This window comes from Candidatus Sulfotelmatobacter sp., assembly GCA_035498555.1.
Lineage (GTDB): Bacteria > Eisenbacteria > RBG-16-71-46 > RBG-16-71-46 > RBG-16-71-46 > DATKAB01.
Genome location: DATKAB010000048.1, coordinates 1 through 14234, shown reverse-complemented (window position 1 = coordinate 14234; position 14234 = coordinate 1). Strand labels below are relative to the sequence as shown.

General features: G+C 67.5%; 12 protein-coding genes. 9 read left to right on the top strand and 3 right to left on the bottom strand.

The features are described 5' to 3' along the window. The 4 genes from VMJ70_04190 to VMJ70_04175 form a co-directional block, all read left to right on the top strand. Positions 1-394: hypothetical protein (locus VMJ70_04190; GenBank protein ID HTO90308.1), on the top strand; the 394-nt coding region annotated here is incomplete at its 5' end. A gap of 48 nt (positions 395-442) precedes the next feature. Continuing rightward, positions 443-1591: an endonuclease/exonuclease/phosphatase family protein gene (locus VMJ70_04185; GenBank protein HTO90307.1), complete on the top strand. Its 1149-nt coding sequence runs from the start codon at positions 443-445 to the stop codon at positions 1589-1591. 221 nt (positions 1592-1812) lie between these two features. Then, positions 1813-2898: a GEVED domain-containing protein gene (locus tag VMJ70_04180; protein HTO90306.1), complete on the top strand. Its 1086-nt coding sequence runs from the start codon at positions 1813-1815 to the stop codon at positions 2896-2898. 90 nt (positions 2899-2988) lie between these two features. Then, a complete protein-coding gene (locus VMJ70_04175) occupies positions 2989-3624 on the top strand; it encodes a PRC-barrel domain-containing protein (GenBank protein HTO90305.1) in 636 nt (211 codons plus the stop codon). A gap of 142 nt (positions 3625-3766) precedes the next feature. Here the strand turns inward: VMJ70_04175 and VMJ70_04170 are convergent, their stop codons facing one another. Then, complete coding sequence (locus VMJ70_04170) at positions 3767-4783, bottom strand: mechanosensitive ion channel domain-containing protein (GenBank protein ID HTO90304.1); 1017 nt, start codon at positions 4781-4783, stop codon at positions 3767-3769. Positions 4784-5411: 628 nt separating this feature from the next. On the opposite strand from VMJ70_04170, the gene VMJ70_04165 reads away from it, so the two are divergent. Together VMJ70_04165 and VMJ70_04160 are read left to right on the top strand one after the other, a co-directional pair. Then, complete coding sequence (locus VMJ70_04165; GenBank protein HTO90303.1) at positions 5412-6653, top strand: hypothetical protein; 1242 nt, start codon at positions 5412-5414, stop codon at positions 6651-6653. 7 nt (positions 6654-6660) lie between these two features. Continuing rightward, positions 6661-8916 (top strand): protein kinase, encoded by a 2256-nt coding sequence (locus VMJ70_04160; GenBank protein ID HTO90302.1) that lies wholly within the window; start codon positions 6661-6663, stop codon positions 8914-8916. Positions 8917-8938: 22 nt separating this feature from the next. Here the strand turns inward: VMJ70_04160 and VMJ70_04155 are convergent, their stop codons facing one another. Further along, a complete protein-coding gene (locus VMJ70_04155; GenBank protein ID HTO90301.1) occupies positions 8939-10984 on the bottom strand; it encodes a M1 family aminopeptidase in 2046 nt (681 codons plus the stop codon). Between the two features lie 130 nt (positions 10985-11114). Here VMJ70_04155 and VMJ70_04150 point away from each other — a divergent pair, with 130 nt between their 5' ends. Together VMJ70_04150 and VMJ70_04145 are read left to right on the top strand one after the other, a co-directional pair. Continuing rightward, on the top strand, positions 11115-12482 hold the full coding sequence (locus VMJ70_04150) for an aminotransferase class V-fold PLP-dependent enzyme (protein HTO90300.1): 1368 nt from the start codon (positions 11115-11117) through the stop codon (positions 12480-12482). An 88-nt stretch (positions 12483-12570) separates the two neighbouring features. Next, a complete protein-coding gene (locus tag VMJ70_04145) occupies positions 12571-12933 on the top strand; it encodes a hypothetical protein (protein ID HTO90299.1) in 363 nt (120 codons plus the stop codon). A 62-nt stretch (positions 12934-12995) separates the two neighbouring features. On the opposite strand, the gene VMJ70_04140 is transcribed toward VMJ70_04145, so the two are convergent. Further along, positions 12996-13280: a hypothetical protein gene (locus tag VMJ70_04140; protein HTO90298.1), complete on the bottom strand. Its 285-nt coding sequence runs from the start codon at positions 13278-13280 to the stop codon at positions 12996-12998. A 123-nt stretch (positions 13281-13403) separates the two neighbouring features. On the opposite strand from VMJ70_04140, the gene VMJ70_04135 reads away from it, so the two are divergent. Beyond that, a partial coding sequence (locus tag VMJ70_04135; GenBank protein ID HTO90297.1) for an FAD-binding protein occupies positions 13404-14234 on the top strand: 831 nt, incomplete at its 3' end.

Here is a 14234-nt window from a genome sequence, read left to right as displayed (position 1 = left end):
CATGTCGCTCGCGCCGGCCACCCCGCCTGCCTCGAGCGCGGCCAGGGCACCGCGCCGCCAGCACCGGCTCGCCGCGTGGATCGTGGCGATCGGCGCCGACGCGCTGCAGTGGGTGCTGTTCCCGATCTTCGGATTGGGCGCGCTCTCGCCGATCAACAGCGGGCTCGACCTTGTAGTGGCCATCGTCCTGTGGCGATTGCTCGGCTGGCACTGGGCACTGCTGCCAAGCTTCGTCGCCGAGCTGATCCCGGGACTCGATCTGGTGCCGTGCTGGATCGCGGCGGTGTTCCTGATGACGCGCGGCCGGCCGCCGGCCTCATCCGCCGTTCCGGTCGAGCCCGCGGGCCCCGCGCCGCCGACAGCCAGTGATGCGCCCCGCCTTCCTCAGCCCTGACAACGACTGAACCCGGCGCCGCGCGCCGGCTGATATCGTCCCGCGCTCATGTCTCGCGATCCCGCCCTGCTCGACGAGTGCCGCGCCCTGCAGAAGGCCATCGCGCACTACCCCACGCTCGCCGAATTGCGCGCTTCACGCGAATGGCCGGATCTCGAGCGTCGCTTCCGCGCGCTGTTCGAGCGGTTGTTTCGCTACGTGCCCGACACGCCGCCTTCCTCCAGGCCGACGGGCTCGCCGGTGCGCGCCGTGCAATGGAACATCGAGCACGGCAACTGGTACGAGCCGCTCGAGCGCGCGCTCACCCAGCAGCCCGATCTTCGCGACACCGATCTGCTGTTCTTCAACGAAATCGATCTGGGCATGGCGCGCGCGGCAAACCGCGACGTGACCGGCGATCTCGCGAAGACCCTGAATCGCTACGCGGTGTGGGCGCCGCTGTTTCTCGAGACCACGTCCGGCCGCGACGACGATCCGATCGCCGCCGCGGGGCGCGAGAATCAGGAGTCGTTGTTCGGGCTCGCGATCCTCTCGCGGTGGCCGATCGGCAAAGTGCGCGTGGTCGATTTCCCGAGCCCCGAGCGGATGCAGTTCGAGCTCGAGCGCATGGTCGGGCGCCACGTCGCACTGATCGCCGAGATCGAGCGGCCGGGTGCTCCGTTCGTCGCGGTCTCGGCGCATCTCGAGGTGCATCGCACGCGGCTCGAGCGAGAACATCAGATGCGCGCGGCGCTCGACGCGCTGCGTGACGAGCGGCGCCCGATCATCTTCGCCGGCGACTGGAACACGCACACCTTCGATCGCGGCCTGTGGCACTCGCCGCTGACCGGCGCCGGCGCGCTGCTGTTCTGGCCCGGGCCGATGCTGCGGCATCGCCTGCGGCATCCCGATCGCGGTCCGTTCCACGAGCCGCTGTTCGACCGCCTGCGCGAGGCGGGATTCACGTGGGAGACGTTCGTGGATTTCGAGCCGACGCTGCAAGTGCGCTTCGATCGCATCGACGAGGCGCGCATCGTGACGCAGGCGCTTGGGCCCTTGATTCGCCCGCTGCTCGACTGGGCGGAGCGGCGCGGCGCGCTGCGACTCGACTGGTTCGCGGCGCGCGGCTGGAAGGGCGGCCGCGGCCACACCGTGCACGGGCTCGACGGGCCAGGCAAGGCCTCGGATCATGCACCGATCGTCGCCGAGTTCGAATAGCGGACGAGCGCTGTCGCGCGCGATGTCGCGCGGCGCAATGGAAGACGCCCGGAGAAACTCCAGGATCCGAAGCGAAGACGGGGGCGGGATCGGGCCGCCCCGCGATGGCCCTCCGCCCCCCGCAAGGCGCTCTCGATTCCCCTTGGATCGTCGCGGCTTCGGCGGGATAATTCGTGGCAGTCGAGTCATGACGCCCCGGAATGGCTGCCTGGGAGGGAATGGTGTCGACGCCGCTCCTCGCATTGGCCGGCGCGCTCGTGCTGGCGACCGCACCGGCCGTCCGCCCGGTTGGCAATCCCATCTGCGACCCGACGATCGAGGACTGCTTCGGCGAGTTCGGTGACGCCCCGAGCGGCGTGCTGGCCTATCCGCCCGACGGCGTCATCGGAAGCTTCCCAACCTGCGTCGGAACTCCGAACTTCGTCTTCCACGCGCAAGGAGGGACCGTCTATCTCGGCTCGGGCGTGGACTACGAGTCGGATGGGAACCACAACGACTGCGGATTCCTGATGTACGACGAGGACGAGTGCGATCCGTCGACCGGAGACGCCGGGCTGACGGTGCCGGCCGCCTACACCATCAACACCACTGGAAACTACGTGCTGTGTGGTCCTCCGACCCAATCCACGCTCGGCAATTCCTGCGATCACGTAGTCTGGGGACCGGGCTTCAACATCATCGCCGTGAACACGCTTCTGGTGCCGGTCTATCTGCAGATCCTGGCCGACTGGAACCACAACGGGATGTGGGACACGCAGACCGCCACCTGTCCCAACGGGGACGTCGTGACCGAGCAGCCGGTCGTCAACTTCCCGATTCCATCGGGCCATTCCGGACCGATCTCGGGGCTCGGCCCGCCGGCGTTCCCGCTCGGCGCGAGCGGCTACGTATGGATCCGGGTCACGATTTCGTCGCAAACGGTGCCGGCGCAATGGAGCGGGGGCGGCCAGTTCGTGGACGGCGAGACCGAAGACTATCTCCTCCGCGTCGATCCGGCCTCGACGGACGTCGGGTCGGCCGCGATCGGATCCGCGTTCGAACTCGAGCACGTCGAGCCGAACCCCTCGAGCGACAGAACCGGCGTGGTCTTCTCGATGCGCGAAGGTGGTTGGGTGCGCATCCGCGTCGTGGACCTCGCCGGGCGGGCCGTCGCCACGATGCTCGACGCGAATCTTGGGCCGGGTCTTCACACCGTCACCTGGAACGGTTTGGCCTCGGACGGCCGGCGCGTGGGCCCGGGCGTATACTTCGTGCGCGCCGAGCATCGCGGGACCGTCCGAAGTCAAAAACTGATCCGGGAATACTGATCGAACAGAGGGCGCCGGTGGATCCCCGCGCTCATCTCTCGCCGAGCCGAACGCCGCGATTCGCGGCTCCAGGCTCGAAAGGATTTCGTCATGGAATTCCAACAGGACGCCAAGGTGCATTCATCGGACGGTAGGGAGCTGGGAACCATCTCCCGGGTGGTGGTCGATCCGGCGACGAAGAGAGTCACTCACGTGGTGATGCGCTCCGGACTCCTCGGCGCCGAGCTGGTGTTCGATACCGACCTCGTGGCCGAATCGTCCCGGGAGCTCGTGCGCCTGCGGCGGACGGCGGACGAGTTGAAAGCGCTTCCAGCGTTCGAGGTCGAGCGGTACGTGCCCGCGGACACCGAAGGCCCGAACGTGAGCGGCACGTTGCCCGCGATGTACTGGTATCCCGTCACCCCGCTGACCGACGGTTTCGGGGCCGCGCTCGTGCCACCCCACGAGTTTCCGGTCGTCGAACGCAACATCCCCAAGCACACGGTGCCGATGCGCGAAGGGGCACGGGTGATCGCCTCCGACGGCCGACACGTCGGCCACGTCCACGAGGTGATCGTCGACCGGGCAAGCAAGCGCATCACTCACTTCGTGATCACCAAGGGCTTAGTCCTGAAGGAGCACAAGCTGGTTCCCACCTCCTGGATCAAGGAGATCACCGAAGACGAGGTGCGGCTCGCGGTGGGTACGGGGGTGCTCCATGCCCTGCGCGAGTACCAGCCGACCTGAGGCAGCCCGTCGCCTTCCTCCACTCGTACAAGGCGCGCATCCACGTCCGAATGCAGTCGCTCGCGATCACCACCCGGGGGATTTGGGTGGTCTCGGCATCGTGAGTCGTCAGCATCGCTGCCGGGCCTCGCGCCGCATCCCGCTAGCCTTGGTTACGCTTCAGCTCTACACGGGCGCGCGGCAACGCTTCCGGATACCGCTCCTGCATGAACGCGACCAGCTTCTCGCGCACCAGGCAACGAAGGTCCCAGGCGGTCGACGAATCGGGAGCACTCATGAGACCCCGCAGCTCGAGCGTGCGCTGGTCGGCATTCGTCACCTGCAGGCCCCAGGCCTTGCCGTCCCACAGCTTCGTGCCCTGGAGGATGCGGTGCAGCTCTTCGCGGACGGCCTGGACCGGGATCGAGTAGTCCGCATAGACGACAACCGTGCCGAGCAGATCGGCCGTGACGCGGGTCCAGTTCTCGAAGGGTTTCTCGATGAAGTACGACAGTGGCACGATCAATCGTCTCAGATCCCAGATGCAGACCACCACGTAGGTGGGCGTGATCTCCTCGATCCGCCCCCATTCGCCCTCCACGATCACGACGTCATCGAGTCGGATGGGCTCGGTGAAGGCCATCTGGAGCCCCGCAATGAGGTTCGTGATCGAGGAGCGAGCGGCGATGCCAACGACCAGTCCGGCGAGGCCCGCCGAGGCGAGCAAGCTGGTCCCGATCTGGCGGATCTCCGAAAACGTCATGAGCATGATCGCCACCGCGAGCATGATCACGACGGTGGCGCCGAGCCTCTTCATCACCTGGACGTGCGTGCGGATCTTTCTCGCGTGGAGGTTGTCCCGCTGATCCGTGGGGAATCTGGCCGCGGTCACGTCGTCGATCACGTTCATGAGGGCGATGACGAGCCATGCCACCGACGCAATCAGGACGAGGCTCGCGATGTGTTCGAAGGCGTCCAGGGCCTTCGCCGGGAGCCCGATCCGCAACATCACGAGCATCAGGCCGGCCAGAATTAGGATCGCCCGCGACGGGCGGCGGGCGCGGCGAAAGATAGCGTCGGCGAGGACGCTTCCCTTGCGCTTCGCGGCGTGCCTCCAGAGCAGGACGCCGACGCCATGCAGCGCCGTGGTCAGCGCGATCGCGCCGGCCACCAGCACCACGGGCCTCAGCCAGCCGGCCCAAGCCTGTTCGATTGCCGGGCTCATGCACACCTCCGGTGAGGCGGCCGCGAGGTCGTGTTGCTCAAACGAGAGGAGTCAGCGCACCATACTCCCGGGTCGCGGGGAGGCGCCACGCCGAGCGGCGCGAGTTGGCGGGAGCGATCCTCGCCGCGCCCGAGGGCTCTGAGCGACCCGCCTGCCTGGAGCGACTCAACTTCCGAGGGTTCTCGGGGAACTACGGCCGCGGCACCTCTGCGATGCGGATTAGCTCGCGGGAACGTCCCCTGCCCGATCGGGCGCCGCCCATCAATAATCTTCGCCGCGACCCAAATATTAAGGCCGGTCGGGCGCCATCTCCCGGCCGGCCTTCCTTCGCTCCGCTGAATGGCGAAGGACGGGAGAAAGATATCAACCGATTGCCCGCCGGAAAAGGACTTTTTTTCGGGTTTCTTCCCAGTTCCCGCCTCTTTCCGTGGCTCAGGAGTTCGATGGTGTCGAACCATCCGGAGTGCCTTGCCACCCGCCCGCGAGCATGGCTAAATCCGCGGATTCGACCGCGATCCATGCCCTCCCCGGCCGACTCTCCGGCACGCCGCTGCCGGGTTTCCCGCATCGAACGGAGCGCCTGATGACCCCTGCACCGCCCCATTCCCTGGCGATCGTTGGCGCGGGCCCGATCGGCCTCGAGACCGCCTTTGCGGCGCTCGACGCCGGGTTCGACGTCCACGTGTTCGAGCGCGGCGAGGTGGCCGAGCACCTCATTGCGTGGGGCCACGTGCGCATGTTCACACCGTGGCGGATGAACCTGGGGCCGCGCACCCTCGAGCACCTGAAACGTTCCGGCTGGCAGGCGCCGGATCCCGACGTCTGCCCGACCGGACTCGAGCTGGCGGAGCGGGCACTTCAGCCCGCCTCGCAGCTTCTCGAGATCCGCGATCGCGTCCACGCGCACTCGCAGGTGGTGCACATGGGTCGTCGCGGCGGCAAGAAGGGCGAGCCCGCCGATCGGGCGGCGCGGCGACAGCTCGATTTCCGCCTGCTGGTACGGGACGCCGGTGGCCGAGAGAACTTTCTGCATGCGCACTCGCTGGTGGACGCCTCGGGGATCTACGGCCAGCCCAACTGGGCCGGCGATGGCGGCATTCCGGCGCGCGGCGAGCTGTACCTGGCGCCGCAGCTCTCGTATCACGTCGATGACGTGCTCGGCCTTCGCCGCGAGCGCTACGCCGGGAAGCGCGCGCTGGTGATCGGCGGCGGACTGAGCGCCGCTACCGTGGTGCGCGATCTCGCGAAGCTGGCCAACGAAGTCGAAGGCGGCAGCGTCGCCTGGATCACGCGCCGGCCGCTGGAAGCGCTCTACGCGATCGACGCCGGCGATCCGCTGCCCGAGCACCGCGTGCTGATGGAGCAGGCGCGCGCTCTGCTGCGCGGCTCGGACGCGCGTGTCGGCCACGTGGGCGGCGTGTGCGTGGAAGGCATCGAATTCAATTCCGCCACCCACCGCTATCGCCTGGTGCTCCGTGGGGCGGATCGCAATCTCGCCGAAGAAGGCGATCAGGTGATCGTCAACACCGGCTTCGGGCCCGACAACGCGATCTACCGCGAGCTGCAGGTCGGGGAGTCTCACCTCACTCGCGGACCCGCAAAGCTGGCGGCCGTGCTGCTCTCGGCCGGGGGATCGTCCGCGGATTGCCACGACGTGCCGCCGATTGGCGTCGAGACGCTCTCCAATCCCGAGCCCGGCTTCTTCATCCTCGGCAACAAGTCCTACGGCCGCATCAACACCTTCCTGCTCGAGACCGGCTACCGGCAGGCGGGCGACGTGATCGCGGCGCTCCGTTCCGAGCTCGGCGCGCCGGTTCCGGGGTGAGCGCCCCGTGTTGGCCGGGCGCTATTCGACGATGGAAATGATCGGCCAGCTCTTCTCTCACTACCGCATTCTCGAGCGGGTCGGCGCGGGCGGGATGGGCGTGGTCTATCGCGCTCGCGACCAGCGACTCGAGCGCGACGTGGCCCTGAAAGTGCTGCCGCCCGGAGCGCTCGTCGACGAAGCGGCGCGCCGTCGCTTTCGACGCGAGGCGCTGGCCGCCTCTCGACCCACGCACCCCGGTATCGCCACGGTCTTCGACTTCGACTCGGAGCGCGACACCGATTTCCTGGTGATGGAGCTGGTGCCGGGCGAGACTCTGAAGCAACGGCTGGGCCGTGGCCCGCTCGCCGAAGCCGAAGCGGTGGATTGCGCCAAGCAGATCGCCGAGGCGTTGCAGGCCGCGCACGAGCTGGGCGTCGTCCACTGCGACCTGAAGCCCGAGAACGTCCACGTCACGCCGCGCGGGCAGATCAAGATCCTCGACTTCGGTCTCGCGCAGCTCCTGCAGCGCGGCCGCGGCTCGGTGGCGAGTCGCGACAGCGCCTCGCTGGCCGGCACCCTGCCCTACATGGCGCCCGAGCAGTTCACCGGCGAGCCCCTCGATGCGCGTACCGACGTCCACGCGCTCGGCGTGTTGCTGTTCGAGATGACCACCGGGCGAAGGCCTTACGATGCGCCCACCAGCGCGGCGCTCATGTATTCGGTGGTGAACGCGCCGCCCACGCCGCCGCGCCAGGTTCGACCCGAGATCTCGCCCGCGCTCGAAGGCGTGATCCTCAAGGCGATCGAGAAGCGCCCCGAGCGCCGCTATTCCTCGGCGCAATCACTCCGCGATGATCTCGAGCGGCTCGGCGGCACCGAAGCGGTCGCGGCGCCGGCCGAGATCGCCTCGCTGGCGGTGCTGCCGCTCGAGAATCTCTCGGGCGACGCGGCCGAGGAGTTCTTCGCCGACGGCATGACCGAGGCTCTGATCGGCAATCTGGCGCAGATCGGCGCGCTGCGTGTGATCTCGCGCACCTCGGTGATGCGCTACAAGGGCACTCACGCCACGCTGCAGGAGGTGGCGCGCGCGCTGCGCGTGGACGCGATCGTCGAAGGCACGGTGGCGCGGGCCGGCGATCGGGTGCGCATCAGCGCCCAGCTGATCGAGGCCGCCACCGACCGCCATCTGTGGGCGCGCAGCTACGAGCACGATCTCGACGACGTGCTGGCATTGCAGGGCGAAGTCGCACGCGCGATCGCCGAGGAGATTCGCGTGCGGCTGACGCCGCAGGAGTCCGAGCGGCTGTCGCAGGCGCGCGCCGTGAATCCCGCCGCCTACGACTCCTACCTGCGCGGGCGCTTCCAGTGGAACCGGAGGAACGCCGACTCGCTGCGTCGCAGCATCGAGCTGTTCGAGCGCGCGCTCGAGGTCGATCCCACTTACGCGCTCGCCTGGACCGGGCTCGCCGACGCTTACAACATCCTCGGCGACATGCATGCGCTGGCGCCCAACGCCACCGGGCCGCGAGCGCGCGCCGCCGCGCGCCGGGCGCTCGATCTCGACTCGAATCTGGCCGAAGCGCACACTTCGCTGGCGTTCCAGTATTCGTTCCACGAATGGGACTGGGTCTCGGCCGAGCGCGAATTCCGGCGCGCCATCGAGCTGCAGCCGAGCTACGCCACCGGGCATCAGTGGTTCGCCGAGTACCTGGTGATGCGCGGCCGCTTCGCCGAAGCCGAGGCGGAAGCAAGGCTCGCCAACGAGCTCGATCCGCTGTCCACCGTCATGGCGGTGACGCACGCCGACGTGCTGTACTTCGCCCGCCGCTACGACGAGGCGCTGTCGGTGCTGCACCGCGCGCTCGACGTCGATCCCACCTTCGTGCAGGTCCACACCGATCTCGGCCGCGTGTGCTCGCAGCTCGGCCGGCACGACGAGGCGATCGCGTCGTTCCACGCCGCCGCGCGCTTGAACGGCGTCGAGCCCGAGCGGATGCCGGGATTGGGCTACGCCTACGCGGCCGCCGGACGGGTGGAAGACGCGCGTCGCATGCTCGAGAGCCTCGCATCGTGCCGGAGGCAGCGCTTCGTGTCTCCCCACGCACTCGCCGTGATCCACGTGGCGCTGGGCGAGTTCGAGCAGGCCTTCGAGTGGCTCGAGCAGGCGGTGTTCGAGCGCGACACCGCGCTGGTGTGGCTCCAGGTGCATCCGCGGCTCGATCCGCTGCGCGCGGATCCGCGCTTCGAGGCGCTGAGAAGGCGCGCGGGCGTCGAAGGCTAGCCGCGCTCGAGACCGCCAGCCCCTACCGCAGCACCACCATCTTTCGCGCCACCCTGGCCCCGCCCTGCTCGACCGTGGCCCAGTAGATCCCATCCTGCACCGGGACGCCGTCACCATCGCGCCCGTCCCAGTCCAGCCCGTGCCGCCCGGCGACGAACGGGCCGTCGGCGAGCTTCACCACTCGGCGGCCGGCTGCGTCGACCACGAACGCGTGCAGCACGCCGGCGCGCGGCAGCGCGAATTCGAGATGCGCGCCGTCGCGGCAGGGATTGGGCCAGGGCCGCGCCAGCTCGAGCGACGTGATCGGCGCGCGGACTCCCACATCGGTGGTGTTGTCGAACTGGCGCAAGATCCATTCATTCGGATCGATCAGCACGCTGGTCGGCGCGCTCGCGACATGGAAGGTGAACGGCTGCGCCGGCAGCGAGTCCATCGCCACGAACGTGGTGGAACCCCCGCCCGCCTGGATCGTCACGTCCACCGGCATCCAGAAGATCTGCCAGGACTGGGTCTGCGCGAGATTCACGGTCACGTCGTAGCCGCCGCCAGACGGCGCAGCGGAATAGTTCCAGCGATAGATCGGGTAGTACTCGCCGTAGATCCACTCCTGGAAGAACTTGCCGAGGCTGCCGCCGTAGAACGACTCCATCACGCCCTCGAAGCCCTCGGTCGTCGCCGTGGAGTACGCGAACTTGTCGCGATAGGCGTGCATCGCGGTGAAGAACGTGCTGTCCCCGAGGACGTGGCGCAGCATGTGCAGCACCCACGACGGCTTGTCGTAGGTGAGATTGGTGTCGAAGATGCGATTGACGTCCGAGAGATCGGGGCAGTAGATCGTGCCCGAGCCGTAGTAGCGATTCGGGTTCAAGTGCGTGCGATAGAGGCTCGAGCCGCCGTTCACTTCGGCCCACACCGATTCCAGGTAGGTCGCAAATCCCTCGTTGAGCCAGATGTGATGGAAGTCCTCGCAGGTGACGAGGTCGCCGAACCACTGGTGTCCGAGCTCGTGTGCCACGACGTACTCGCCAAAAGCGCCGAGGCTCGTGCAAGTCTGGTGTTCCATGCCGCCACCGAACGGGAATTCGGCGTGGCCGTATTTCTCGTTGAGGAACGGGTACTGGCCGAAGCGAGCCGCGTAGGCCGCGATCATCCCCTTGACCTTGGCGCTCACCGTGGAGTGGGCCGCCACGTTTTCGGGGTAATAGAAGAACTTGATCTCCATCGAATCGGTGGGCGTGTATCGATACCAGTCGGAGTAGGTCGAGTAGGCGAAGCAGGTCATCGAGACCAGGTAGCTCGCGATCGGGTAGCGCTCACGCCAGTGCGTGAACGAGGTGGTGCCATTGTCGGTGTACTCGACGCGCGTGCCGTTGCCCGCGGTGATCATTCCAGTCGGCACCGTCACCCGGACGTCCACGGAGTCGGCCTTGTCGTCGGGCTGGTCTTTGCACGGCCACCAGCTGTGCGCGCCGAACGGCTCGCTCAGCGTCCAGATCAGAGACTTCCCGCCGTGGGTACTGAAGCCGAACGAGCCAAAGCCGGTGGCCTGCGGCTGGCCGTGATAGCTCACGGTCACGTCCATCGTCTCGCCGGTCGCGTACGGGCGGTCGAGGTTGATGGTGAGCAGATCGGATGCATGGGTGAACGTGGCGGGCGATCCCGCGCAGGTTACGGCGTCCACCGTGAGCGGCCCGCTCGCGAGGTCGAGCTCCAACGTGGTCAGCGGTCCCGCGGTCACCGAGGCCAGCACCCGGACCGCCCCGGTCAGGATCTGGGTCGAGGGATTGGGCTGCAGGTTCAAATCGTAGTAACGAACGTCGTACGACGCCTGATTGGCGGTCATCGGAATGGCGTGGACGCGGGCGCGCTCCAGAAGACGCGCGTCGTGATACGAAAGGTAGGGCGTGACGTGGATGCCGTCGGCCGGCAGCGTCGGCTCGTCGGGAAGCCGGCGCGGCGCGCCCGAGTCCTGAGCGGCGGCGAGCCGTGCGGCGCCAAGCGCGACCAGCCAGGCCATGGCCAGCACCACGAACGGCCGCGGTACACACCCCAACCAGGTGGATTTCACGCGGAAAAGTGTAACGCGGTCACCATTCTTGCCCAACGGGCGTAGAACAAACGCGGCCTCGAGTTTGGCTGTGCTAGCCTCGGCCGCAAGTCGACCGCCCTCCATCGAACCCACGATCTGGAGCCGCCCCATGATCTCTCCCGAGCCCTCTTCGAACATCTCTCGACGTGGTTTCCTCGCGGCCGGCGCCACCGCTGCCGTCGCGGCGGCCGCCACGGCGTTCGCACCGGGCCGCCTGCTCGCCGCGCTCGAGAAGGACCGCGCGCCGATGCCCGATCTGTCGACCTGGGCCAACGTGCGCGCCCAGTTCCAACTCTCCCCCAATCAGCTCCATTTCTCGAACTTCTTCATCGCCTCGCACCCGAAGCCGGTGCGCGACGCGATCGACAGCTACCGGCGCGTCATCGATTCAGAACCGTTCCTGGCCGTCGACACGCGGATGTTCCAGAGCGAGACCGACAACCTCCAGCTCAGGATCCGTGACGACCTTGCTCCCTACCTCGGCGCGAATCGCGACGAGATCGCCTTGACGGGCAACACCACCACCGGGCTGGCGCTGTTCTACGCCGGGCTCCGGCTCTCTAGAGGCGACGAGATTCTCACCACCGACCAGGATCACTACTCGCATCACGAATCAATCCGGTTCGCGACCGAGCGCGCCGGCGCAGCGATGCGGAAGGTGGTGCTCTACGCCGATCCCGGCAACGCGACCCGCGAGGAGGTCACTCGCAACTTGCGCGCGGCCATCCGACCGAACACGCGCGTCGTCGGCCTCACCTGGGTGCACTCGAGCACCGGGGTCTGCCTGCCGATCCGCGCGCTGGCCGACGTGGTGGACGAGGCCAACCGGGGCCGCACCGACGAAAACCGAATTCTGCTGATGGTGGACGGAGCGCACGGGCTCGGCGCGGTCGACGAATCGGTCGGCTCGCTCGGCTGCGACTTCTTCTCGGCCGGCACCCACAAGTGGATGCTGGGGCCGCGCGGCACCGGGATCCTCTGGGGCCAAACGGACCGTTGGGCGCGGTTGCGACCCACGATCCCGACCTTCGCGAGCCTCGAAGCGTTCAACGCCTGGATGAGGGGCGACACGAACCCGCGCCCGGTCACCGCCTACGACGTGACTCCGGGCGGCTTCCACGCCTACGAGCACCAGTGGGCAATGAGCGCGGCGTTCAAGTTGCACGAGGCGATCGGGCGCCCCCGCGCGTCGGGACGAATTCGCGACCTCAACACTCGCCTCAAGGACGGGCTCGCCGCCATGCGACAGGTGAAGCTGCGCACCCCGCGCGATCCGGCGATGTCGGCCGGGCTGGTCTGCTTCGAGGTCGCCGGCGCGTCGAACGCCGACGTCGTAAGGCGACTGCTCGACAAGCGCATCATCGCCAGCACGGCGCCCTATGCGAAGGACTACGTGCGGCTCTCACCCAGCCTGGTCAATAACGAGGCCGAGGTCGACGCCGCGCTACGCGCCGTCGCCGAGATCGCGGGGACCTGAGCCTTCGCCGATCCGACACCGGCATGAGTGGATTGTTCTCCTGCCAGCGCGAAATGATGAACAGGTAGTCCGAGTAGGCAAGCCGTGTGTGATTCAACTGCTGATCACGGCAGATACTCGGCAGTTCTCGCAGAAAGCTGGCGAATCTGGCCGCGATTGCCTCGCCGCCCGGCATGAGGACCCGCTGCCGGCCCGGCGCGATGCTCAGCCAATCGCGCACTCGGATGATGAGTTCCACGGGATCGCTCGAGTGGGATCGGATGTCCTGTCCCGCGATGTCGGAACAGAACTTCTGAAATCGGTAGCGTTCTTCATCGAGGATCAAGCAGATCTTCTTCTTTTGCTCCTTTGCGCCGAACCACTTGGCTCCGAGGAACAGCCCCAGCTCGAGGGGCATGTTGAAGCGCGGAAGTCGGTTTCTGTCGAGCTTCCTCGTCGAACGGAACATTAATGAACACGCTCGACGAGCGAAGTGCAGGCATCGCGGCCTCCCGCAAGTTGGGGGTCGGGACGCTACTTCTTCTTGCCGGGAGGGCGCCCCTCGGACTTCACGCGCTTGGCCCTGCGGACCCTCACCTTCCAATAGGTGGCGACGGAGTCTGAGCCGCTCCCGGACTTCTTGTGGCGATAGACGGTTTGGATCGGGGAGTTTCGGATGATTCGTTCAGCCTGCTCGCGCGAAACCGTCTGACCCTCGCGTTCGTCGCGAAGCACTTTGATGATTGCATCCAATCCCGCTCGATTGAGCTTGCTGGCAACCGCTGGGGTCTTGATCGTCCTGATTTTCTTCGCATACATCTGACTGACCCTCGACATGCCCAGACTCTGCTTGGGGGATTCCAGTCTAGCCCATCCGCCCCTCTTGATGCGCAGAGGCTCCAACGCCACCGGCAGTGCTAACCTGCGCGCATGAGCCGGCTCTTGTCCCCGGATCTGGAGGAGCTTCGCGCGCTGCTCGGTGAGGGCGGCGTGCTCGACAGCGAGGCGGCGCGCTTCACCTACGAAGCCGACGCGCTCACCATCGAGCGGCACGCGCCCGAGGTCGTAGTGCTGCCCCGCTCCACCGACGAGGTCTCGGCGCTGGTGCGCTGGGCGAATCGCAAGCGCGTGCCGGTCACGCCGCGCGGCGCTGGAACCGGTCTTGCCGGAGGCGCCACCGCGCTCGAGGGTGGCCTGCTGCTGTCGGTCAACCGCATGGATCGCGTGCTCAAGCTCGATCCCGACCGCATGCTCGCCTGGGTTCAGCCTGGACTCGTCAATCTATGGCTATCGCAGCGCGCCGCCGAGCACGGGCTCTACTACGCGCCCGATCCCGCCTCGCAGCAGGTGAGCACGATTGGCGGCAACGTCGCCACCAACGCCGGCGGGCCGCATTGCCTCAAGTACGGCGTGACGTTCAACCACGTGCTGGGCGTGGTGGTGGTGCTGGCCGACGGCAACGTGGTGACGCTCGGCGGCGAGGCGCCCGACGCGCCCGATTTCGATCTGGCGTCCCTCATCGTCGGCAGCGAGGGCACACTCGGCATCGTCACCGAGATCTGCGTGCGGCTGCTTCCGGTCCCGCGCGCGGTCAAGACCATGCTGTTCGACTTCACCGGCATCGAAGCCGCCTGCAACACGGTCTCGGCCACGATCGCGGCGGGCATCGTGCCGGCGGCGATGGAAATCATGGATCGCAACGTCAACGAGCTGGTCGAGGCCTGGCTCCACCTCGGGCTGCCGCTCGACGCCGCCGCCGTTCTGCTGATCGAG